Raw genomic sequence first — 23603 nt, forward strand, 5'->3', positions numbered from 1 at the left:
TCTGACGCCACTCCCCACAATCCACACAGGCACACAATATTTTGCGTTTGCCCACAGGCTCGACACAAGCTGTTGTCGTCGACACCTTGACCTTAAGAATTCATTTACATTAGTTTTTCATTATTGCGATGTGCGTAATCGGGAGCCTCGTCAGGCGCTCCGGTCATCCAAAACACAAAAGTATCCGTGTGCCATTTCCCCGCTTTTCAGACAAATCGGGGACTGGATTTTTGTGTGCCGATTTCGCTGCGCGCATCGTGACAAATCTGTTGACGACTACTATATATAGTAGACCCGGAAACACGATACGCTAAATAAAGGAAGCCGCTTCGTTTACGAAGCGAATGCCGGTGACAGCGCAAACGAGCAGCTTCACCGTTGATCAGATGCGGGATTGACTGGTTCGGGCAGAACCAGCTGGGGATACAAGGGGACTTTGAGAATGCGGATAGAGCGGCGCTATACCAAGGAAGGCCAATCGCCTTACGCCGGCATTGAATTCCGGACAGCTACGAGTGAGATCCGCAATCCGGACGGGTCGATCGTGTTCCGCCTCGAGGACATTCAGGTTCCGGCTCAGTTCTCTCAGGTCGCCTCCGACATCCTGGCCCAGAAATACTTCCGCAAGGCAGGCGTACCCGCCAGGCTGAAGGCTGTCGAAGAGAACACGGTTCCCTCCTTCCTCTGGCGTCACGAGGCCGACGAAGACGCCATGAGTGATCTGCCGGAAGACGAGCGCTTTGGTTCGGAAATCGACGGACGCCAGGTTTTCGACCGCCTTGCCGGCACGTGGACCTACTGGGGCTGGAAAGGCGGATATTTCGATCAGGAATCCGATGCGCAGGCGTTTTATGACGAATTGCGCTACATGCTGGCCACTCAGAAGGTAGCTCCCAACTCCCCGCAATGGTTCAACACCGGCCTCCACTGGGCTTATGGTATCGACGGTCCGAGCCAGGGCCACTTCTATGTGGATTTCCAGACCGGCAAACTGACCAAATCGAAAACGGCTTACGAGCACCCGCAGCCGCATGCCTGCTTCATCCAGTCCGTTCAGGATGATCTCGTCAACGATGGCGGCATCATGGACCTGTGGGTTCGCGAAGCACGTCTGTTCAAATACGGCTCGGGCACAGGATCGAACTTCTCGTTCGTTCGCTCTGAAGGCGAGAAACTCTCAGGTGGTGGCAAATCCTCGGGATTGATGAGCTTCCTGAAAATCGGCGACCGCGCAGCAGGAGCGATCAAGTCCGGTGGCACGACCCGCCGCGCGGCCAAGATGGTCGTGGTTGATGTTGATCACCCCGATATCGAGGAATACGTCAACTGGAAGGTCAAGGAAGAGCAGAAGGTGGCAGCGCTCGTCACCGGTTCCAAGATCTGCCAGAAGCACCTGTCGGCAATCATGCGCGCCTGCGTCAACTGCGAGGCGGACAATGGCGACTGCTTCGATCCGGCCAAGAACCCTGCCCTTAAGCGTGAGATTCGCGCCGCAAAGAAAATGATGGTGCCGGAGAACTATATCCAGCGCGTCATTCAGTTCGCCCGCCAGGGCTTTACGAAGGTCGAATTCCCGACCTACAACACGGATTGGGACTCCGAAGCCTATCTGACTGTTGCGGGACAGAATTCCAACAACTCCGTCCGTGTGACCGACGGCTTCCTCTCCGCAGTTCTTGAGGACAGTGAGTGGGACCTGACGGCACGCCGCACCGGCGAAACCTTGAAAACCGTCAAGGCGAAAGAGCTTTGGGAACAGATTGGTTACGCCGCTTGGGCATCCGCCGATCCGGGTCTGCAGTACCACACGACCATCAACGACTGGCACACATGCCTCGCCGACGGTGAAATCCGCGCATCGAACCCGTGCTCTGAATACATGTTCCTGGATGACACGGCCTGTAATCTGGCTTCCTTGAACCTGATGCAGTTCCGCAACGAAGACCGGTCCTTTGCCATCGACAATTACGAGCACGCTGTCCGCCTGTGGACGATCGTTCTCGAAATCTCGGTGCTGATGGCACAGTTCCCGTCGAAGGAAATCGCGGAGCTCTCCTACAAGTTCCGCACACTCGGTCTTGGCTACGCCAATATCGGCGGCCTGCTGATGACATCCGGCATCTCCTACGATTCCGACGAAGGCCGCGCTCTGTGCGGTGCGCTTACAGCCGTCATGACAGGTGTTGCCTACGCAACATCCGCTGAAATGGCGGGCGAACTCGGATCTTTCCCGGGGTATAAGAAAAACGCCAAGCACATGCTGAAGGTGATCCGCAATCACCGCCGTGCCGCCCATGGCGAGACGACGGGTTACGAGGGTCTGAACACACCTCCGGTCGCGCTTGATCATGCAAGCTGCCCGGACAAGGGGATCATCGAGCGCGCCAGGAAGGCGTGGGACCGCGCCCTGGAACTCGGCGAAAAGAACGGCTACCGAAACGCCCAGTCGACGGTGATCGCTCCGACCGGCACCATCGGTCTTGTCATGGACTGCGATACGACCGGTATCGAGCCAGACTTTGCCTTGGTGAAGTTCAAGAAGCTTGCCGGTGGTGGTTACTTCAAGATCATCAACCGCGCTGTTCCGGAAGCCCTGCGCGTGCTCGGCTACTCGGAAGCCGAAATCGGGGAAATCGAAGCCTATGCCGTCGGTCACGGATCGATCGACCAGGCACCCGGTATCAACCCAGCAAGCCTTTCGGCCAAAGGCTTCACCGAGGAAAGCCTCGGCAAGCTCAAGGACGGCATGAAGTCGGCCTTCGACATCAAGTTCGTGTTCAACCGCTGGACCCTCGGCGATGACCAGTTGAAAACGCTCGGTGTTTCCGATGAACAGCTGGAAGACACCGAATTCGATCTCCTGTCGTTCCTTGGCTACTCCAAGGCCGATATCGAAGCGGCGAACACCCATGTGTGCGGTGCCATGACACTGGAAGGCGCTCCGTTCCTGAAGGAAGAGCACTACCCGGTCTTTGACTGTGCCAACCCGTGCGGCCGCATCGGCAAGCGCTTCCTGTCGGTGGAAAGCCACATTCGCATGATGGCCGCAGCCCAGCCATTCATCTCAGGCGCGATCTCCAAGACGATCAACATGCCCAACGATGCAACGGTTGAGGACTGCAAGGAAGCCTACATGCTCTCCTGGAAGCTGGCCCTGAAGGCGAACGCGCTTTACCGCGACGGTTCCAAACTGTCGCAGCCGCTCAATGCCCAGCTTCTGTCGGACGACGACGACGAGCAGGAAGATGCCATCGAGGAAATCGCAGCCAAACCGCAGGCCGCAAAGGCAGAGGTGGTTGCCGAGCGAATCGTGGAACGGATCGTCGAACGCGTCGTTCGCGAACAGGAAAAGTTGCCGGCACGCCGCAAGGGGTACACCCAGAAGGCCAAGATCGGTGGTCACACCGTGTTCCTGCGCACCGGCGAATACCATGATGGCCGTCTCGGTGAAATCTTCCTTGATATGAACAAGGAAGGCTCGGCCTTGCGCGCCTTCATCAATAACTTCGCCATCTCGGTGTCGCTTGGCCTGCAATATGGCGTGCCGCTCGAGGAATATGTCGACGCGTTCACCTTCACCAAGTTCGAGCCGGCCGGCATGGTCCAGGGCAACGATGCGATCAAGAATGCTACCTCGATCCTCGACTATGTCTTCCGCGAGCTTGCCGTTTCGTATCTCGGCCGTCACGACCTGGCCCATGTCCCGCCGGAAGTCTTCGGCAGCACTGGAGAAGGCCTCTCTTCGGGTGAAGACCGTGGCCAGAGCGGCCAGATCGTTTCGCACGGCCTTGTGCGCGGACAGACGGAACGGTTCCGTCTGGTTTCAAACGCCGGCGAGCCAGCCGGAGAAACCACGGAAGCGATCTCGGTGAAGACCGCAAACACGCCGGCGGCCCAGGTCTCCGCGGTCGCAACCGCATTTGCCCGCGGCTCAGAAAGTGCGGCCGCTGTCGAAGTCAGCACCGTGATGAGCCCTGCCCCGCAGGTCTCCTCGGCGGCCCAGCAAATCGCCCAGGCCCGCATGAAGGGTTATGAGGGCGAGAGCTGCTCCGAATGCGGCAACTTCACCATGGTCCGCAACGGCACCTGCCTGAAATGCGACACCTGCGGCGCGACCAGCGGCTGTAGCTGACGGGAACGACTTAGTCGGGAGTCCGCCAAGGCGGGCTCACCACCTGCCACAGCGCGGCTCCCGGCGACCAGACAAACAAACCCGCCCATCGGAAACGATCGGGCGGGTTTTGTTGTCTTGACGTTGCAAATGCCAACACCGGGCGGGAAATGAACGATTGATCCGGTTGCCAGCAAGGACCGCATTACGGACAATCCGTACCGTCGAGATTTGTTTGGGGAAGAGCGCTACAGATTTAAGCGTACAAAACATCGAACAGCATGTAGCCTCAACCAAAATCGGAGCACAGACTTTTGAATGTCACACTGACGAAAATCGCCAGACACAATTTCGACGATGTGATCGAGCTTGAGCTGGAGACGTTTCAAGAGAAGAACTTACCGTCAAACGTTTACTCCATCGCGGAATCCGTTCTGTCTGAAACCTTTCACCCAAGAGCCATCTGCCTGGACGGCAAAGCGGTGGGTTTCTTGATGTACCAATTTGGCGAGATTGGAGATTTTGACGAAGGCGAGTGCACTATCTGGCGCTTCATGATTGATCGAAGGCAACAAAACAAAGGGATCGGCAAGCTTGCTATGGGCTTGGCACTAGAAGAGATAAAAGCGCACAATCGGTGCGACCTGGTGGATATATACTACGATGCCGAGAATACTGCGGCGAAGAATCTCTACGCCAAATTTGGCTTCCAAGAAGTGGGGCGCAGAGACGATGGGGACATTATCGCAGAGCGTAACATTTAGTTTTTTTGATGCCATTCAGGCAACAGCGGTCTTTTGTTAACAACGCATCACCAGATACGACGGGCTCGCTGCCACCACTAGGTGCACTTCAGCAGAACGACCGCGAGGCGCGCGCCAATAGGTTTTCACTACAATCGGCAAGAACAATCACTTCACGCCACCTGAACATTCACTTCTTGCTCCACCGCCCAGTCCCAGTGCAGGCCTTCGTTGCGATCGAAGGAATTGGTTGGAAGGCGGACAAAACGCTGACCCGCTGCGCTTGTACAAAGTCTGATTATCAGATGACGTGGTCGATCATTAGCTTAGTGGCTTTGCGTCCCCTTATATAAACAGCTTAGTAGTTTTCATGCGTCTCTTCATAGGGCACTCCAGCGGCCCTAATTCTTTCAACCAGCCAAGGCAGACTGACGCCGGAAAATGATTTGAGTTGGATGGGCTCCCGAGTGTGAAAATGGACCCAATATTCGCGTTCATCCATGTCTTCGTGTTTTTGAATGGTCTTGAATTCTATCAGCTTGAGTTCGCCTAGCGAGACTGCAAAACCTTCCTCTTTCCCATGTGCATGGTAAGGGACATGCCAAAGCAGATCTTGTTCTGTAAGCCGGAAGTGCCACTCGCCCGACGTGGACCGCGCGCGCACGGCGAACACCAGTTCCTTCACCAGCCCGTAGATCCCGCTGCCAATGGCGATGAAGCCCAAAAAAGACCAAACGCTCCAAGTTTCTATCGCCGCAATATTGAACGATACGATCGTTTCCTTTGGCAGAAGCCACGCCCCAAACAAAATTAGACCAGCAGAAAACAGGGGCGCAATGATGAGCCGAGCCAGGTTTCGTCCTCGAACTGATTGGCGCACATCAAAGTATGGATCGCCTTCGGTAAATTCAGTCAAATTGTCCTCCCGGATGCCGCATGAGAACGACACGACCTACGGCGTCTGTAAATGCTGGCGCCAATAAGCTCAATAACCGACTTGATCACTGTCCTTGCTTGCCGGGCCTTCAAACAAGTTAAAGCATTCATTGCCTTGGGCTCGATTCTGCGGTTCGCTGCGTGCTGCCTCAATATCCGTTGCAGGCCAGTTGTGTTTATGTGCCACGCAGACCATTTTCATAAACCTTTTCAGAAGGTTGACAAACTTCCGGGTTTTATGTGCGTGCAAGAAAAAAGCCAAGGCGGGCTCACCATTTACCACAGCGAGGCCCTCTGCGTCCGAACACACAGCCCCGCCCCTCGGAAGCGAACGGGCGGGTTAATTGAATTTCGATGTCTAAACCGGAGTCGCGCGGGAGATAGGCATTCGCCTTGACCGCAACAGAAGATAAGTCCTTACGTTGCGCCTGCGGGCAGTTGCGTTTCCTGGCTCCATTGTTTGGGCGATTGTCCATACATGCGTTTGAACTCCCGGCTGAACTGCGAGGAACTGACATAACCTGCGTCCCAGGCTGCTTCGCTCACATTCATTCCCCCGGCGATTTTCATCGCGGCATGGTTCAAGCGCATGGATTTTGCGAACTGGATCGGCGACATCGTGGTTGCCTGTTTGAACTTGCGGTGGAATACGGCCCGGCTCATACCCGCATGAGCGGCCATGTCGTCGATTGACAGCGGTTCGTTGACGTGCGCTGACAGGAACTGGATCGTCCTGGCAATTTCATTGCCGACACCGAAGGAACGCCGCACTGACGCGCCTGCACCACCTTTCAAGACGGCGTAGTAGAGTTCGCGCAGCCGGCCCGCTCCAAGCACGGCTGCTTCAGTCTTGTCTGCTCCCAGTTGCACCAGCCGGAGCAGTGCATCGGTGAAGGCAGCATCCCAAGGCGCCAGCGCCAACCCGGAAGGCATCTCACCGCCCATCGGTTGCCGAGCGAGCCCGGTAACGCTTTCCATTTCCAGTGTCAGCTCCGTCATGACCCGCGTATCGAGGGAAACAAGAACACCAAGCAACGGATTATCAGATGAAGCGGTCGGCGTCCCCGCCTGGACCGGCATCGACGTTGGGCAGCAAAGATAAAGGTCACTGTCGTAGACATACCGTTTTCCGTCCAGGATCGCTTCCTTTGCCCCACCGACAATAGCGACGACCACCGGTTCATAGACCGCTGGAACGCAGGGCACCGGTTCGCTCACCCGGAAAAGCTGCACGCCCTGCACGCCGGTTTCAACAATACCGGCACCAGGAAGCCGCTGGTCGATGATGTGTCTGATCTGCTCTTTGCTCATTCGACATACGTGACCTGAAAAGGCACCAACTTCAACGTCATTGATACAATCAGGCAAAAAATCGCGATGAATTCATCTGTTTTGATCCTGCTTCGATAGTTATGTCTCACTTCAAGAATTCAAGAGCAGCTTGAAGGAGCGCGAGATGAAAAACAGATTTGGACCTGCAGGATGGACGCCAGAACGTTTGGGCTCCCTTAAGGGCAAGACCTATGTGATCACTGGCGCCAACGGGGGCGCTGGCTTTGAGGCGACACGCGTGCTCCTGTCCAAGGGTGCTCGGGTGGTCATGATGAACCGCAGCCCCGACAAATCAGCCGATGCGATAAAGGCACTGAAGCAGGAATTCGGAACAAACGCCGACGTAAGCTACGTGCTGATGGACCTTGCCGCACTGGCAAGTGTGCGAGAAGCAGCCAAGGAGCTACTGGAAACAGTTCCGCGAATTGATGCGCTCATCTGCAATGCCGCCATCGCGCAAATCGCCACGCAGCACCTCACCGTGGACGGCTTCGAAAGCCAACTCGGTGTGAATTATTTCGGTCATTTCCTGCTGTGCGGTTTGGTCTTCGAACGCATTGATCAATCGGCGGGACGCATCGTTGTCGTCGGCAGCAATGGCTACAAGATGGGCGACAAGCGCATACTTTTTGAAGACCTGAACTACGACAGGAATTATTCAGCCTGGAACGCCTACGCCCAGAGCAAGCTGGCACAGATGGTATTTGGCTATGAACTGCAGCGCAGAGTGCAGGCGTCCGGCAAGTGCGTAGAAGTGCATGTTTGTCACCCAGGTGCCTCGCGCACGGGCTTGATCCGGAACACGGCAGGCATCGCCACGAGGCTACTGGCAACCCTGCTCTCCCCCCTTGCGCAAACCGCCGAGCGCGGCTCGTGGCCGGAGGTCATGTGCGCAACGGAAGACGGTCTGGAACGCGCCAAGTACTATGGTCCGATGAAGTTCGAAATGGTCGGTCCCGTCGGCGAGTGCCCGCTGGAGGCATTTGCCCTCGATCCGGAACAGGCATCAAAGCTCTGGGCGGTTTCCGAGCAGAAAACGGGTCTCAATTGGTCGCCGTGACGCCCGGTTAATTGGTCCAAGGAACAGTTCCGTTCGTCGCGGATAGACCGCCGCAACATTGCTCTCGCCTCTGCGGTTCAGTCATATCGCAACTCGGTCGCTTTACCGCGAAAGACCGTGTAGGCGAGGATCGTATAGCCGACGATCACAGGCAGAACGAACAAGGCGCCGAGCAAGATGATGAACAGGCTTTCAGGCGCACTGGCACTTTCGTAAAGCGTCAGTTTTTCCGGAACCACGTATGGGTAGAAGGAATAAGCGAGGCCGACAAAGGCCAGGAAAAACAGGATAGACGTCGCCGTGAACGGAACCCACGCCCACTTGTCATCTCTTGCGGGCAGATGCCGAAGCGCGGTGTAGATGATGAAGACGAGCAATCCCGACATCAGCGGCAGAGGCGCCAAAAGGATCATTGAGGGGAACGAGAACCATTTGTCGAAGATACGCTCGCTCACCAGCGGACTTGCGAGCGAAATCGCACCAAGACCTAACATGACGCCCCAAAGACGTTTACGCGCCCATCGGATCGCCTTGAGCTGCAAGTCGCCTTCTGACTTGATGATCAGCCATGTCGCGCCAATGAAGCCATATCCGGCCGTCAGGCAAAGCGCCGTCAAAACCCCGAACGCGATCGACGCCGGCGTGTGCTGAAGACCCATAATGTAAAGGCCAAGCATATATCCTTGTGCCAGGGACGCTGAAACCGAGCCTGTGAAAAACGCCTGGTTCCAGCGGTGTTTCTGCCTTCCGCTGGTTTTGGCGCGAAACTCGAAAGCGACACCGCGGAGGATCAGACCGATCAGCATGACGGCCACAGGGAGGTAAAGAGCGGTCAGGATGACACCGTGCGCCACGGGAAAGGCAACAAGCAAAAGCCCGACCGCCAGCACCAACCAGGTTTCATTCGCATCCCAGAATGGACCGATTGCAGCGATCATGCGGTCTTTTTCATCCTCGTCGCCAAGTGGAAAAAGGATGCCGACACCAAGGTCAAACCCGTCCAGCACGACGTAAACGAGGATCGAGATGCCCATGAGGACGGCGAAGGCCAGCGGAAGCCAGACGGAAGGGTCTCCAAAAAGGGTCATGTTATCTTACTCCGCCGGAACCAGGGCCACTTGCGCCGCACCCGAGTGCGGCCGCGTCCCTTCGGTGTCGCTCGCCTTGCGCGCCAGCCGGAAGATTACCGTGACATAGGCCATGAGCAGCACAACGTAGACGATCAGGTAGGCTGCAAGGGTCGTTGCCACCATGGGCGCCGGCACATCCGCGACAGCAAATTCGGTGGTTAACACGCCTTGGACAAGCCAGGGTTGGCGACCGATCTCCGTTGTGTACCATCCGGCCAGGGTTGCCACCCAACCCGAAAAGGTCATGGCGACGAGACCGCGAAGCAGCCATGGGTTCAGCGCGTCGACCCCTCCTTTGCGGCGTATCATGATAACGGTCGCCCAGCTCATCACCAGCATCAAGACCCCTGTTCCAACCATCACGCGAAACGACCAGAAGACCGGCGCAACCGGCGGGTGAAGGACTGTTCCGTCTTCTGCGTAGAAGTCGTTTAGACCCGGAACAACACCTGCAGGATCATGTTTGAGGATTAAGGACGCACCGTTCGGAACACCAATCTCAAACGCGTTCCGGCGCTTTTCTTCATCGGGAATGGCGAACAGAAGCAGAGGTACATGTGAAGAGGTGTCCCAGTTGCCCTCCATCGCGGCGACCTTTTGCGGCTGATGCTCCAGCGTGTTCAGGCCGTGCATATCACCTGCCCAGATCTGCAAGGGGATCAGGAGTGCGGCAAGCCACGCGCCTGTCTTGAGCGTCAGCCGCACGCCCTTGGATCTGTCACCGATCAGGCGGCGATAAGCCGAGACGCCGACAATGAGAAAGGCGACAGTCAGGCCGCTTGCAAGCAGCATGTGAGCAAGACGATACGGCATCGACGGGTTGAAAACGATCGCCCACCAATCGGTCGCATGCACGACCCCATCGCGCAACTCAAAGCCGACGGGCGTATGCATCCACGAGTTCAAAACCAGGATCCAGAAGGCACTCATGGTCGTGCCGAACGCAACGAGAAAAGTTGCCAGCGTGTGCAGCCAGTTGGGCACCCGCGATGCACCGAAGAGCATGATCCCCAGAAACGCCGCTTCCAAGAAGAAAGCTGTCAGAACCTCGTAAGCCAGGAGCGGACCGGCCACATTGCCGACAGTTTCCATGAAGCCAGGCCAATTCGTGCCGAACTGGAAACTCATGGTAATCCCGCTGACAACCCCAAGGCCGAAGGACAGGGCAAATATCTTCACCCAAAACATGTAGGCGGCCAGCCAGCGCTCATCACCCGTCGCGTTAAACCTCAGCTTGAAGAACAGCAGCACCCAACCAAGAGCGATTGTGATCGTTGGAAACAGGATGTGAAACGAAATATTGGCCGCAAACTGGATGCGGCTTAGCAGAAGTTCTTCCATGGCGTCTTCCTGGCTCATGTGCCGTGTCGGTTGATCACTCGAAAGGCATATGGGCCAGGGTTTTTACCTACTCAATATGAAATCGGCAGACTGCGTCCACACGTCCTGCGGCAGGCCGCCACAGGCACTCGCGTGACTGCTCGCCGGCATTGTTTTTTTCTCTGGCATATTCTCTAGCTCGGGATGCATTTCACAATCCAAGACGGAACATCAGTCATTTTTCACAGGGCGCGTGCAAAGTTATTTTCGCCGCTTTGTCAGAACGTTGCGGAAGGCAACAAGTTATTCGACCACTCCAAAAAATTAACAGTATTTTAACACCGGTTTACAAAGCACCGACGCTTTGCTATCTTGCACGCATTCGTTGATTGGAGAGTTGTATAATGTTTCGAACTGGCTGTATTTCTGCCGTTATCGCAGGCATCGCGCTTTCGGCCCTCGCCGTTGTTCCGGCATCCGCAGCAACGTTTTCTTATCTTTTGGCCGACCACCCCGACAGGGCAATCAAAGCAAGGGATTATGGGATAAGACTCGATTCGCTTAGCCCGGATCATTTTTTCAGTTTCGACACCAATGACACAAAACTACATGTCGATACTGTTGCCTCATCAGCATTTATCAACGGGACCGTTCGCGAAAACGGATCTGGAACCGACACTTGGTTCTTGGCCTACAATCTTTCTAGTGCGCTCACGGTAGATGACCCTGCAAAAGGAACATTCACTGCAGATGGCGGCTTTGGTACACTCACAAATCTGAACACTCTTGAAGTGATCAATTTGGTAGGGAAAAGCAATGGCACTGCAGAATTCCTTTTCCTTGACGACGGGCATCGTCTTCCGACAAGCGACGGGCTTGTAGGACGCGGCTGGCTGCAGGGCATGCCTAGCCCGAACGATTTCCTCTTTACGGCCACAACCGTGGTACCTTTGCCTGCCGGTATTGCGTTGCTTGCAAGTGCGCTTGGAGCATTTGGGCTTGTCGGTTGGCGGCGGAAAAAAGCGATTGGCGTCTAAGTAGTCATCTTAGCAACTGTTTATTGCTTGAGAAGCGGCCACACGAGGCCGCTTCTTTTTTGTATCCGTCCGATGGACTAAACCTGCCGACAAGTTTGAATTAATGGCCAATTTTTCAACTTGAGCGCAGTGTCGACGCCACATGCCTGCGCCACTTCAGTTCGCCGCCGCCAACTCAACATCGTTTGACAAAAAGCTTGGTTTCAGTCGCCGTTGATTTAGATCGGTTTTTCGATCACCCCTCATTACCGACGAGTTGGTCGTTACCATTTGCATCGCATCCCTCTTTACGAATTTGTCTCTAGGAGCGCGCGCAGCCGGTCCAGCGCAATTTCTGGAATGGTTGAGAGCGCCACAGTTTCATGTTGTTTCGTGACCGTGGCACAATTCACACGTGCAGGCCAGAGAGGGTCGATCTGCGGCACTTTCGTCTTGATATGTCGGGAAAACCCGCTAACGTGACCAAATCGGACCGCTTCGGCACCAGTGTTGCGAGCGACGTTCGACATCAAAAACTATCACAATGCAAGAGGTCATAATGACGAGACTCGGTCTAAAATAGACCGATACGCAGACCAAGTTCGGTTCACGTGTCGGTATCAACGTTTCATTCGTTCCGCCCGCGATCCGAATTCTTGAAAAGACTCTCCGCGCCGGTACGACTTTTTCGCAAATCTCGAACCTAAGACGGAGCACCGGACCGATGAATGCGGTCTTTTCTTATCTTGAAAGCATTGTTTCTCCCTTCAAGCAACATGACGGAACACCGCCTCCTTCCGATCTGAGCGCGTTTTACTGGCATTTCGTTCGACAGATCTGGAAGCCGCTGGCGTTGCTCATGGCGTTTGGTTTCGTCGTGTCGATCATCGAAGTCGCGATCTTCAACTATCTCGGCCGGATCATCGATTTTCTGAACACGACCAGTCCTGATCAACTGCTCACAGATCATGGTGGCGAACTGTTCTGGATGCTGGTGGTCGTCGTGTTGCTGCGCCCGATGTTCGGCGCCGGTCACGCGATGATCAAGTTTCAAATCATTGAGCCTGCGATGACCAACCTCATTCGCTGGCAGACGCACAAACACGTGATGGGGCAGTCACTTTCCTACTTCAACAACGACTTCGCCGGACGGATCGCAAACAAGATCATTCAAACGGGCCCGTCCTTGCGCGGATCCGTCGTGTCACTGATTGATGCGATCTGGTTCGTCCTGATCTATGTCGCGTCGGCAGTCTATCTGTTTGCCGGTGTCGATGCCTGGCTGATCCTGCCACTTGCGGGCTGGATCGTCATTTATGTGGGGCTTCTGAGCTACTTCGTTCCGAAGATCAAGGAGCGTTCTGCAGTCATGTCCGAAGCCCGTTCGACCCTGACTGGCCGGATTGTGGACAGCTACACCAACATCCTGACGGTCAAGCTGTTTGCAGCAGGCCGGAAAGAGGAAGCCTATTCCCGCGAGGCGCTGGAGGACCATACCCGGAAGTTTCACGATATCCTCCGGCCCCTGTCGCTAATGGTCATTCTGCTTTGGACCGTGAACGGCCTCTTCATCGCATCCTTGAGCTCGCTCGGGATCGGTTTGTGGCAGAACGGCCTCGTGTCCGTTGGGTCACTGACGTTGGCGATCACGCTTTCGGTGCGCATCGTCAACATGTCCGCATGGATCATGTGGATTACCACCGACATTTTCGAAAATGTCGGCACTGTCCAGGAAGGCATGGAGACGATTTCGCAGCCTCACAAGCTGGTGGATCGTGCGAACGCCAAGCCTTTGGCTGTTGCGAATGGCGAGATTGTCTTTGACGGCATCCGCTTTCACTACGGAAAGGACAAGGGCGTCATAGAAGACCTGTCTTTGCGGATTGAACCTGGCGAAAAGGTTGGCCTGGTTGGACGCTCCGGTGCCGGCAAGTCGACCCTCGTCAACTTGCTGCTACGCTTCTATGACCTTGAAGGTGGGCGAATCCTGATTGACGGTCAGGACATCGGCGCCGTCACCCAGGACAGCCTGCGGGCACAGATCGGCATGGTGACCCAGGACACGTCGCTGCTGCATCGTTCGGTGCTTGATAACATCGTCTACGGCCGATCTGGCGCGAGCCGGGAAGACGCTCTGGAGGCAGCTGCAAGGGCGCACGCAATGTCCTTCATTCCCGAGCTTCAGGACCTGAAGGGGCGGTGTGGACTGGATGCGCATGTCGGTGAGCGTGGTGTCAAACTTTCCGGCGGCCAGCGTCAGCGGATAGCGATTGCCAGAGTGCTCTTAAAAGATGCGCCGATCCTGGTGCTGGACGAGGCAACGTCAGCCCTCGATTCTGAAGTCGAGGCTGCCATTCAGGACAGCCTGTTCGACCTGATGAAGGGAAAGACGGTGATTGCCATCGCCCATCGCCTGTCGACCATCGCTGCGATGGATCGATTGATCATCATGGATCAGGGTCAGATCATCGAAGAAGGCTCCCACAAGTCGCTGCTGGAAAAAGGCGGGGTTTATGCGCAGCTTTGGAACCGACAGTCAGGCGGTTTTCTGGACCCGGCCGCCGCAGCCTAAGATAAATCACAAGATCACTCGGTCTTGCGGTTTGCCTCACGCCAACGGGTTGGTGCATTCGCGTCCCGTGAAGGTCAAGCGACTGTCGCGGGACGCACACCAGACGAAATTTACCCTGACCTCTTTCACACGGAGGCCTGCGGCCGGGTAACGGGTGCTCAATAGCCAATGCGCATGGACGACCCTGTCCTGAAGAGCGCCACATTCCGAACGCGCGGGTTTCGTTTCGGGGTCTTGTACTTTAACCTGTCATCAACGACAGAATTCTTCAACGTTTTCAATAGGCAGAAGCAAAGATGGAAAAACGCAAATTGGGTGCGAACGGACCCGAAATCAGCGCAATTGGATATGGCGCAATGTCTTTCACCGACATGTATGGGCCGACCAACGAAGCTGAAAGCCACGCTGTCCTGAATGCCTGTCGGGATCTGGGGGTCACCCATCTCGATACCGCAAATATCTACGGCATGGGGAAATCGGAGAACGCGATCGGTTCCTATCTGAGGGCCAATCCCGCTGCCCGTGACGAGTTTATCATCGCGACAAAGGCAACCATCACCAAAGACCAGGACGGCAACCGGGTCTTCGACAATTCCGCCGAACATCTTGAAGCGGAACTGGACAAGTCCCTCGAGCGGCTTGGGCTGGACCATGTCGACCTGTTTTATGCACACCGCCGCGACACCCGCTTCACACCGGAAGAAACAGCGCAAAATCTTGGGCGGCTTGTCGAAAAGGGTAAAACGCGTGCAATTGGTTTGTCGGAAATTGCCCCTTCGACACTTCGTCGTGCGATGAAGGCATTCCCAATCGCTGCCGTGCAATCGGAGTATTCACTCTCCACCAGAGCGCCGGACCTCGGACTGGTTCAGACGTGTGCGGAACTCGGTGTTGCAATGGTCGCTTTTTCGCCTGTTGGCCGATCGTTGCTGACAGACAATCCCATCCCGCGTGAACGTATCCCTGACCTGCCGTTCCTTGCAGCAAACCCTCGCTTCATGGAACCGAATCTGAGCGAAAACCTGCGCATCATGGAGGGCTTTCGAACCCTTGCAGCAGAGATGGGAACGTCGGCAGCCGGATTGGCAAATGCCTGGTTGCTCTCGCGCGGATCCCACGTGATCCCTATCCCCGGAACCCGATCGGTCGGCCATTTGCGCGAATGCGTCTCCGGCGCGGACATCAAGCTCTCCGAAACCGATCTTCAGCGTATCGAGGAGGTGCTTCCGGTCGGCTGGGCACACGGGGACCGGTACTCGGTTGCGCAATGGATCGGTCCGGAACGCTACTGCTGAGAAGGCCTTTGCAAATATCAAATGGGCTTTTTCAAGGTCGCCGCCTGCACAATGCCGACACTGTCAGAGCACGGCTTTGAGCTGATCCGCGATCCGGCCGGTCCTGGAAAGGTCCTCTCCGCCAACGAAAATAAAGCGAAAGTCGCCGTCCTGCCAGGCTGTAGTGGCAAGTCCGTGCAACATCTCCGAGGTCGCATCGCTTCGTTCATCACCCTCACTTCCCGTGGTGATGCACAGCGCATAGGGCTTGCCGTCGCCATCCGTGTAAACGATCTGAATAAGCGGGGCGTCGTCAAGCCCGAGCACCTGCACCCTGGCGAGCTTCAGCGAGGACGGCGCTTCCAGTGCTGACAGGTCGAGCGGACGGCCGAGTGAATTGGCGGCGGCTCCGATCTGACGAGACAAGGCGTCAGTCGATGCCGTGGTCAACCGAACCGTGTCGGCAACGTACAGCGACTGATATTGAGCAACGCGGCCGCGCCAGTCGTCGGCTCTGGGTGCGCCGAGCCACATCGCTCCGGCACCGAGTGTAACACCAAGAACCAAAACCGCGGCAAGCCTTGCAAGATGGCGGTTGTCACGTCTGCTTTGCCGTGGCGCAAGAGCCGCATCTTCAATGCGCCTCAAAACCTGATCCCCCGGCAACGCCATCATGGCATCGCGCACCGGACCAGCGACCGGATCGAGGGCCATAACGCGGCTTTCCAGATCCTGATCAACGCGCATTGTCTGCTCTATTTCGCCAGCGCGCCGGTCATCCAGCTCTCCATTCAGAAAGGCCAGAAGCTCTTGATCCGAATAGGTCATTTCTGCTCCTTTCTGCTTTCTCCAAGTTTCACGTCTGCGTATTTTCTCAAGACTTTTCGCGCTGCATGCAGGCGGCTCATCACGGTTCCGATCGGAACGTCCAGAATGACGGCCGCTTCCGAGTAAGTGAATTGCTGAACGAATACCAGCTCCACCACGCTACGTTGCGCGTCGGGCAACGCCATCACTTTCGAAATAATCTCTTTGGCAAATAGGTTCTGCTCAATCCCGGGTGCAACATCAGGCAACTGGTCGATATCGACTGTTGCAAAAGCCTTGTCTTGCCGACTTGCGCGGCTGCGCAGTTCGTTCAACCAAATCGACCGGCAGATTTGAAGGCACCAACCTTCAAAGCTGCCAGCTGAACGAAACTGATCCGCTTTCTCAACGGCGCGCAAACACGTCGACTGGGACAGGTCGTTTGTCATTTCAATGTCGCCCGTCAAGCTGAGCGCAAAGCGCCAGATCGATGGCAATGCCCTTGGCAACATATCCCTGACTGAGCGTGGTTTCATATCATTTCCCTGCCAGCCGGCGGCGCGGCGGCCGCCGGCACATGCCGGATCCTATTCCACCGTGATGGTGATGACATCCGAATAGATCGGAGGATCATGCGGAACATGATTGAGGTCGCCAAGGACAAGTTGCAGCGTGTGGGTTCCAGGCGCCAATTCGACCATCGCTTCGGTCTGGCCTCCACCATAGTGAATGTGGTTCTCGTCTGCCGGTATGTTGTAGATGAACTCATCGGCACCGTCTTCACCCTCACCAATCGGGGGGCGGTTGACCAAAAGATGGTGATGGCCGGTGTTTTCCTTTTCAACTCCCGCCGGAGCAACGCCCATACCTGACAAGCCGAAGACGACTTTCACAGGACCGGACACCTTGGCCCCGTCCTCAAGATTGACAAAATAGACTTTGGCGTCTGGATTGGCCGGCGTGTCACCGGCAAGAACCGGCGTTCCGAACATGCCCAGGGCAATCACCATCGGTGCAACAGCAAATTTCATAATAACTTTCCTCCCGTTTTCCAGCGATGCCCTGTAGACACACGGAAACTGAAATTATTCATCTCTTCGAAAAACTTTTTTTGCGGCATCTTTTTCGGGGTCGGGATTCGACGCCTCCAGCACTAATAAAATGCAGCTCCGCCAGGCCGGATGGACATGAGCAACGCCCGTTCCGGCCATGTTTCGCGTCCGCCGCGCGCGCGTATTTCGACAAGTTGAGCGCGCGCAGCTTTCAGATTGCCTTTTTCAGCAAGCCCCATTCCAAGGTAGGCCCGGGCGGATAGATTATCCGGGTTCGCCGCGAGTGCCAGAGCGTAGTAGTGTTCCGCTGCCGGCCAGTCTCCGGACTTGCGTGCAATGTAACCGCGATAAGTCAACACGACGGTGTCCGATTTATCCGTCATCGCGTCGAGCGCCAGCCCTGCGGCGACGTATCTTCCGGCGTAGGCAAGTTCCCGGGCAGCTCGATAGCGATCCAGATCGTTGAAGGAACGTGCGTCCAGATCAATGCATTTTTTGGTCTTCTCGTCCCAGGCTTTACCGTCCGGACACTGCTGCGACGTTGGCGTGGGTTCGGGTGGTGTGGTTTCCCAGTCCCCGGGGTCAACCGCGTGCGCGGACCCGAGCATGACCGCAAAAAACAGAACCGCGACAAAGACTTTCAACAGCGGGATCCTTCGCAAATACCATGTTCATCTCGGTCTCTAATTGATACCCGCACTGCCAGAGTCAACTCAAATCACACTCCGGTTTGCGCTTAATGACAGCTCTGGTCTCCACCGCACGCTACGAAAGATTCTCAACGATGACGGCAATACCCTGCCCACCACCGATACACATGGTTGCGGCGCCAAGCGATTTTCCGGTTCTGCCGAGCTCATAAACAAGTTTCGTCATCAGGATCGCGCCTGTAGCACCAATCGGATGCCCGAGCGCAACCGCGCCACCATTCGGGTTGACCTTCTCTGCCGGAAGCCCGAGCAGATCGTTGACCGCGCAAGCCTGTGCCGCAAATGCTTCGTTGGATTCAACAATATCCAGGTCTTGCGCCGTGACGTTTGCTCTTTTCATCGCGATCTGCATGGCGGGAACCGGGCCAATTCCCATGACGGCCGGGTCGACACCGGCAACACCGTAAGAGCGGACCTTTGCGAGCGGCTTCACACCAAGCTCCGCGGCCTTTTGCGCAGACAACAGGATAACCGCCGCCGCACCATCATTGAGACCCGAGGCATTGCCCGCTGTCACCATCCCGTCGCGTTTGAAGACAGGGCGAAGTCCAGACATATCCTCGATCTTGGCCTCAGGGCGTACATGCTCATCCGTATCGAAGACTTTTTCCTTGCCGCGCCGGCCCACCGTGAGCGGAACGATCTGATCCTTGAAGCGTCCTTCGCGAATGGCCTCACTCGCACGGCGATGGCTTTCAACGGCAAACTCGTCCTGCCGTGCCCGCGTGATGTCATAGCGTTCAGCAACATTCTCGGCTGTCACACCCATATGGCCTATTCCAAACGGGTCGTGCAGCGCGCCGATCATCATGTCGACAACCTGCGCATCGGCCATGCGCTGACCCCAGCGTGCTCCGGGCACCTGGTAACCGGCGCGGCTCATGTTTTCGGCGCCGCCCACAAGTGCCACGTCTCCGTCTTCCATGGATATCGCCTGGACAGCCGACACGATGGCCTGAAGACCGCTGCCGCATAGCCGGTTCATCGTCAGTGCGGGCGCATGATCGGGCACGCCGGCCTGGCGCGCAGCGACGCGGGACAGATACATGTCTCGCGGTTCCGTATGGATCACGTTGCCAAAGAAGGCCTGATCAACCTGTTCTGCCTCAATCCCGGCCCGTTCAATCGCGGATTTCGCAACCGTCGTTGCAAGATCACATGGCGGCGTGTCTTTAAGTGCGCCTCCAAAGCTGCCAACAGCTGTACGTGCAGCACTTGCTATGACGATCTCTTTCATCAGTCCGGTTCCTTTTTGTTCCGGGCGCTCTGCCGAAAACACAGCCCGCCCCGGTCATATGCTATCTTTGCCATTGCAATGTGCCCCGGACCGCGAGCGCACGCAATTTGGCCAAACAGCCAGTCAATCCGAGCGGAGGCGTGTCAAATCGTGAGTATGACAGATCCGGCTCGATCCCCGGCCGCGATCATATCGTGCGCCGAAGCACATTCTTCGAGAGGCAGAACTTTGGAAATCCGAATGTCGAGCGCTTCTTTCTCCAGAAGCGTCGTGAGGTTTTCGACGGCGGCCAAGCGCTCTGCAGCCGACAGGAGGTAAACCAGAACCAGGTCGATTGTGACCGCTTTGAACATCAGGGGATAAAACGGCAGAACAGGTGTCATCTCCCTGGCCGAGCCGAAGGCCGCAATGGTTCCCCTTTCGGCAATGACCTTGGTGTTCGTCTCGACATTCTTGCCGAACTCCACCTCAACGATGCGATCAACCGGAGAACCTGAGGTCGCGTTCAGAATCTGATCTGCCAGATCATTGTCGGAATAGTCGAAGACATGTTCAGCGCCTGCCTCGCGCGCAGCTTTTTGTCCGTCTTCGCCTCGCGCCGTGGCAAGAACCCTGGCCCCGAAGGCAACCGCTACCTGAATAGCAAGGCGGCCGACTGTCCCTGCCCCGCCGCTCACAAGAACGGTCCTGCCCTCAACAGTGCCGCCGCCAAGAACGGAATGACACGCCGTGAGACCTGGTATTCCGAGGACTGCGCCATCTTCAAAACTGACATGGTCCGGCAGTTTGACGGCTTGTTCCGAGGGCAGCGCAATACACTCTGCAGCAGTGCCGAAGGCGCGCTGCCATTGGCCGTTCCAGATCCAGACCCTTTCGCCGATCCGGCTTTGCGTAACGCCCTTCCCGACCGCTTCGATCACGCCCGCTCCGTCACTGTGCGGCACAATCGTTGGAAACGGCGGCTCGGAGACACCCGGACGACCGCCTGCGCGCGCGCGGATATCCGATGGATTGACGCCCGACGTCCTGATCCGCACGAGCACCTCGCCCTCGGCCGCTTGCGGAACCGCAAGGTCCTCCAGTTTCAGAACGTCCTTTGCCGCTCCGAAGCGGCTATATGTGATGGCACGCATTTTTTGTCTCCCGAGATGAGCGAGATCTTTCGGGCAATTTTGATCGCCTGCCAAGACCTGATTTACAGAGTGGTTCGAAAACATCCTGCAATCAGCACAAAACCGACGAAAAAGGCCCACCGGAACAACCGGAGGGCCTGATCTGATGCTTTAAAGTTCATGCTCTAAGAACCGGATTTCACCGGTTTCAGCAATTCGCTCAATGGCAGTCGGGACGCTGTCCCGGCAACAATACTTTGTCGATCACGTGGATCACGCCGTTGTCTGCCTGGATGTCGGCGATAATGACGTTCGCGGTCGAACCGGTTCCATCAGCGATGTCGACGCCGCTGCCGGAGCGCGTGATGCAGGTCCGCTCACTCGTCAAGAGCGGCTTGAAATAGTTGGACCCGACCGGGATCTGGTTGGATGTCAGCTTGCGGTCATCGACATGATACAGCAGCACGTTGGTGAGCTGATCCTTGTTTTCCGGTTTCAGCAGAGTCTCAACTGTACCGTCCGGCAATGCCGCAAAAGCGTCGTTGACTGGTGCAAAGACTGTAAAAGGACCAGGGCCCTGAAGCGCATCCTGCAATCCCGCTGCCTGCACAGCGGCTACCAAAGTACTGAACCGCTCATCACCTGCTGCAATATCAACAATTGTGTTGGCATTTGCTTGACCGGCAAAAAGACACACTGCTCCCGCAAGGGCCATAAGGCTCTTTTTCATGACATCTACTCCTAGTGTCGCTTGATTACAGTGTCACTACGCCGCATTGACTGAGGTAGATCTTATCGATTTGGAAAAAATCGATATTTATTATTGCCGTTCCTACCCCACTCGTGTTGTTGAGCGATGCAGTCGTGCTGCAATTGCGTCGCGACCAACGGAAAGCGGCCTACCAATCAATGGGCTTGCGATCCCTAAAGAACCCGCCCGTCGGACCTTCGCTGCCAAGGGTTGCCAGCCAGATTGCTGTATCAGCGCCTTCTTCGGGAGATCGTGTGGCGCCTTGACCGCCCATCCGCGTGCGAACCCAGCCCGGGCACATGGCGTTTACTTTCACATAGGATGGCAATGTGCGGGCGCTCGCGACCGTTAGTGCGTTAAGAGCCGCCTTGGCAACGCCATAAGCGCCGGGACCGGCGACACCATCTGAAAAGGCACCCCAGCCCGACGAGACATTGACGATACGTCCGTATCCGTTGGCAACCATTTGGGGAACAAGATGGTGCAACAGCTGGTAAGGGCCGTGCACCATCACCGCCATGGACATTTCAAAATCCTGCGGGTCTTCGAGCAACGGTGCGGACCCGAGAACGCCGGCATTGTTCACCAGGATATCGACAGGTCCCGCCTCTTCAAGCGCACGATTGATGCTGTCGGGTTCCGCAACATCAAGCTCCAGCGCCGCAGCTCCGATGCGACGCGCTGCGTTTTCGCCGGATGTCAGGTCGCGCGCCCCGAGCAGAACTTCGCAGCCTTGCAAAGCGAGACCGCTCGCAATTGCAAAGCCGATCCCCCGGTTTGCTCCTGTGACTAAAGCGCGTCTCATGACGTCCTCTATTCCCGTTACTTTGCGAGTCGCTCGGGAACAGGCGCCAGTTGATACTGCGACCAGAAAAAGGTGTTGGCGGTGTCCTGGTCCGCACTCAGGTTAGTCGCCTCAACGATCTTGCCATCCTCGATACGATAGACCAGCCCCCAGGTTGTATCCACGTTCGGCTTGCCATTCACGTTCGACCAGCCGCGATGAATGTCGACGACATGGGTCTCGTCGGCTCCGAAATAGATCGGTTCCGCCTTGAAGCCCGCGCTCCCCAATTGCGAGAAGAAAGCCAGGACTTCGTCACGTCCATGTTTCGTGCCGGACAAGGGGTGACGGCCTGGAATGTGCCATATCACATTCTCGTCCATGACGTCGGCAATGCCATCAAGATCTCCTGCGCCATAGGCTGCAAAGAAATCCTGAACGACCTTGATGTTCTCTTCCGGAGAGGCTGCCATGGCGCTAGGTCCTGTCAACGTAGCCGCAACAACAACGGCGATGCGTGCAAAAGATTTCATCGGTTCCCTCCAACAGATCGTGACTGCCTTGCCGGGGATGAATTTTCGACTGACCTCCACCGGCTACCATCAGCCGCACAATGGGGTCGGTTTGATTGGTGACATCCAAAATCTAATAAAGTGATCGAAAGATGATAATTGCCTCGTTTTTCATCTTATTAGTAGACAAAATCAAACAATAACACTTGAGGAGACCCCATGCGCTTGCCTCTAGCCTTGCTTGAAGTGTTCACCGCGATCGCGGAGCGTGGCAGTTTGCGTGCTGCGGCCGAAGAACTTGGCGTGAAACCCTCCACCGTCAGTCACCAACTGAAGCAGCTCGAGAACCGCTTGGGTGCCGCGTTGTTTGTCCGTACGACCCGTTCCGTGAACCTTACGGAGGCAGGACGCGCCCTGCTACGGGGAACGGCACCGTCGTTCAGGCAACTTGGCGATGCAATGGAAAGCGCGCGCGCAACCGGACACGCGGCAAGAGGCTCACTCAAACTGGCCTTGCCGGAATTTGCCTATCATCTTGTCGTCGCGAAGGTTCTACCGGCGTTTCGAAGAACCTACCCCGAAATCGAGGTCGAGTTGTCGCTGACCGACGCACTGGAAGATATTCTGGAAGCAGGTCTCCATGCGGGCATCAGGCAAGGCGATCTTGTCGCGCAAGATATGATCGCATTGCGATTGACGCCTCCCCTCCGTCTCTCCGTTCTTGGTGCCCCGTCTTACTTCGAGAAACACGGATTTCCGAACCGCCCGGAAGATCTTTTGAACCATGAGTGCATCCGCTACAGGTTTCACAGTTCGGGCAAGCTTGCACCCTGGATCTGCAAAGGACAGAACGGTGAATCGGAGATCAGCGTAACCGGCAGCCTTATCGTCAACGCACTTCCTGTTGCCGTTGACGCGGCAAGCCGGGGCGAAGGTCTGATTAATGTCTTGCACGACTATGTCGCAAGCGAAATAGAAGCTCAAAAACTCGTCCCCGTGCTCGAGGCCCATATGCCGGAAATTCCAGGCTTCTTTCTCTATTTCCCACGCGAATACCGCGCAATGGTGCCGTTGAGGCTCTTCATCGAACAGCTGCAATCAGCGACCGGATAGTTTCGTACCCTTAGCCGTTGAAGACTACTGC

21 protein-coding genes are annotated in these 23603 nt (G+C 56.2%); 8 read left to right on the plus strand and 13 right to left on the minus strand.

Features of this window, described 5'->3' with window-relative positions; all coding sequences use genetic code 11:
* Positions 1-442 precede the first annotated feature (442 nt).
* The gene (locus ABVF61_RS00745) at positions 443-4132 is read left to right on the plus strand and encodes a vitamin B12-dependent ribonucleotide reductase (protein WP_353991634.1); all 3690 of its coding nucleotides are present in this window, start codon (positions 443-445) and stop codon (positions 4130-4132) included.
* 293 nt (positions 4133-4425) lie between these two features.
* On the plus strand, positions 4426-4875 hold the full coding sequence (locus ABVF61_RS00750) for a GNAT family N-acetyltransferase (protein WP_353991635.1): 450 nt from the start codon (positions 4426-4428) through the stop codon (positions 4873-4875).
* Between the two features lie 337 nt (positions 4876-5212).
* Here ABVF61_RS00750 and ABVF61_RS00755 read toward each other — a convergent pair whose 3' ends face one another.
* Positions 5213-5770, minus strand: a complete 558-nt coding sequence (locus tag ABVF61_RS00755; RefSeq protein WP_353991636.1) for a hypothetical protein — start codon at positions 5768-5770, stop codon at positions 5213-5215.
* A gap of 437 nt (positions 5771-6207) precedes the next feature.
* Positions 6208-7101 carry an AraC family transcriptional regulator gene (locus tag ABVF61_RS00760; RefSeq protein ID WP_353991637.1) on the minus strand — a complete coding sequence of 298 codons (894 nt, stop codon included), beginning with the start codon at positions 7099-7101 and terminating at the stop codon, positions 6208-6210.
* Between the two features lie 145 nt (positions 7102-7246).
* Here ABVF61_RS00760 and ABVF61_RS00765 point away from each other — a divergent pair, with 145 nt between their 5' ends.
* Positions 7247-8182 (plus strand): SDR family oxidoreductase, encoded by a 936-nt coding sequence (locus ABVF61_RS00765; protein ID WP_353991638.1) that lies wholly within the window; start codon positions 7247-7249, stop codon positions 8180-8182.
* Positions 8183-8259: 77 nt separating this feature from the next.
* Here the strand turns inward: ABVF61_RS00765 and ABVF61_RS00770 are convergent, their stop codons facing one another.
* On the minus strand, positions 8260-9270 hold the full coding sequence (locus ABVF61_RS00770) for a cytochrome d ubiquinol oxidase subunit II (RefSeq protein ID WP_353991639.1): 1011 nt from the start codon (positions 9268-9270) through the stop codon (positions 8260-8262).
* Between the two features lie 6 nt (positions 9271-9276).
* Positions 9277-10653 carry a cytochrome ubiquinol oxidase subunit I gene (locus tag ABVF61_RS00775; RefSeq protein WP_353991640.1) on the minus strand — a complete coding sequence of 459 codons (1377 nt, stop codon included), beginning with the start codon at positions 10651-10653 and terminating at the stop codon, positions 9277-9279.
* 383 nt (positions 10654-11036) lie between these two features.
* Between ABVF61_RS00775 and ABVF61_RS00780 the strand changes: the two genes are divergently transcribed.
* The 3 genes from ABVF61_RS00780 to ABVF61_RS00790 all read left to right on the plus strand — a co-directional run bounded on the left by ABVF61_RS00780 (position 11037) and on the right by ABVF61_RS00790 (position 15515).
* On the plus strand, positions 11037-11669 hold the full coding sequence (locus ABVF61_RS00780) for a VPLPA-CTERM sorting domain-containing protein (protein WP_353991641.1): 633 nt from the start codon (positions 11037-11039) through the stop codon (positions 11667-11669).
* A gap of 703 nt (positions 11670-12372) precedes the next feature.
* Positions 12373-14220: an ABC transporter ATP-binding protein gene (locus ABVF61_RS00785; protein WP_353991642.1), complete on the plus strand. Its 1848-nt coding sequence runs from the start codon at positions 12373-12375 to the stop codon at positions 14218-14220.
* Between the two features lie 296 nt (positions 14221-14516).
* Positions 14517-15515 carry an aldo/keto reductase gene (locus ABVF61_RS00790; RefSeq protein WP_353991643.1) on the plus strand — a complete coding sequence of 333 codons (999 nt, stop codon included), beginning with the start codon at positions 14517-14519 and terminating at the stop codon, positions 15513-15515.
* A gap of 63 nt (positions 15516-15578) precedes the next feature.
* Here ABVF61_RS00790 and ABVF61_RS00795 read toward each other — a convergent pair whose 3' ends face one another.
* The 9 genes from ABVF61_RS00795 to ABVF61_RS00835 all read right to left on the minus strand — a co-directional run bounded on the left by ABVF61_RS00795 (position 15579) and on the right by ABVF61_RS00835 (position 22420).
* Positions 15579-16322 (minus strand): hypothetical protein, encoded by a 744-nt coding sequence (locus tag ABVF61_RS00795; RefSeq protein ID WP_353991644.1) that lies wholly within the window; start codon positions 16320-16322, stop codon positions 15579-15581.
* Entirely contained in the window at positions 16319-16837 is a 519-nt protein-coding gene (locus ABVF61_RS00800) for an RNA polymerase sigma factor (protein WP_353991645.1), read from the minus strand. The genes ABVF61_RS00795 and ABVF61_RS00800 overlap by 4 nt, the downstream gene beginning before the upstream one ends.
* 51 nt (positions 16838-16888) lie before the next feature.
* Positions 16889-17332 carry a DUF4399 domain-containing protein gene (locus ABVF61_RS00805; RefSeq protein ID WP_353991646.1) on the minus strand — a complete coding sequence of 148 codons (444 nt, stop codon included), beginning with the start codon at positions 17330-17332 and terminating at the stop codon, positions 16889-16891.
* Between the two features lie 122 nt (positions 17333-17454).
* Positions 17455-17997, minus strand: coding sequence for a tetratricopeptide repeat protein (locus ABVF61_RS00810; protein ID WP_353991647.1), 543 nt, complete (start codon positions 17995-17997; stop codon positions 17455-17457).
* A 121-nt stretch (positions 17998-18118) separates the two neighbouring features.
* Complete coding sequence (bktB, locus tag ABVF61_RS00815; protein ID WP_353991648.1) at positions 18119-19300, minus strand: beta-ketothiolase BktB; 1182 nt, start codon at positions 19298-19300, stop codon at positions 18119-18121.
* A 143-nt stretch (positions 19301-19443) separates the two neighbouring features.
* Positions 19444-20433, minus strand: a complete 990-nt coding sequence (locus ABVF61_RS00820) for an NADPH:quinone reductase (protein WP_353991649.1) — start codon at positions 20431-20433, stop codon at positions 19444-19446.
* Between the two features lie 199 nt (positions 20434-20632).
* A complete protein-coding gene (locus tag ABVF61_RS00825) occupies positions 20633-21142 on the minus strand; it encodes a fasciclin domain-containing protein (RefSeq protein WP_353991650.1) in 510 nt (169 codons plus the stop codon).
* 169 nt (positions 21143-21311) lie between these two features.
* Positions 21312-21968, minus strand: a complete 657-nt coding sequence (locus tag ABVF61_RS00830) for an SDR family NAD(P)-dependent oxidoreductase (protein ID WP_353991651.1) — start codon at positions 21966-21968, stop codon at positions 21312-21314.
* Positions 21969-21985: 17 nt separating this feature from the next.
* Positions 21986-22420: a nuclear transport factor 2 family protein gene (locus tag ABVF61_RS00835; RefSeq protein ID WP_353991652.1), complete on the minus strand. Its 435-nt coding sequence runs from the start codon at positions 22418-22420 to the stop codon at positions 21986-21988.
* Between ABVF61_RS00835 and ABVF61_RS00840 the strand changes: the two genes are divergently transcribed.
* Together ABVF61_RS00840 and ABVF61_RS00845 are read left to right on the plus strand one after the other, a co-directional pair.
* Positions 22419-22604, plus strand: a complete 186-nt coding sequence (locus ABVF61_RS00840) for a hypothetical protein (protein WP_353991653.1) — start codon at positions 22419-22421, stop codon at positions 22602-22604. The genes ABVF61_RS00835 and ABVF61_RS00840 overlap by 2 nt on opposite strands.
* Positions 22605-22678: 74 nt before the next feature.
* Positions 22679-23572: a LysR family transcriptional regulator gene (locus ABVF61_RS00845; RefSeq protein ID WP_353991654.1), complete on the plus strand. Its 894-nt coding sequence runs from the start codon at positions 22679-22681 to the stop codon at positions 23570-23572.
* Positions 23573-23603: the final 31 nt, after the last annotated feature.

The organism is Roseibium sp. HPY-6 (assembly GCF_040530035.1).
In the GTDB taxonomy this organism is placed as follows: domain Bacteria; phylum Pseudomonadota; class Alphaproteobacteria; order Rhizobiales; family Stappiaceae; genus Roseibium.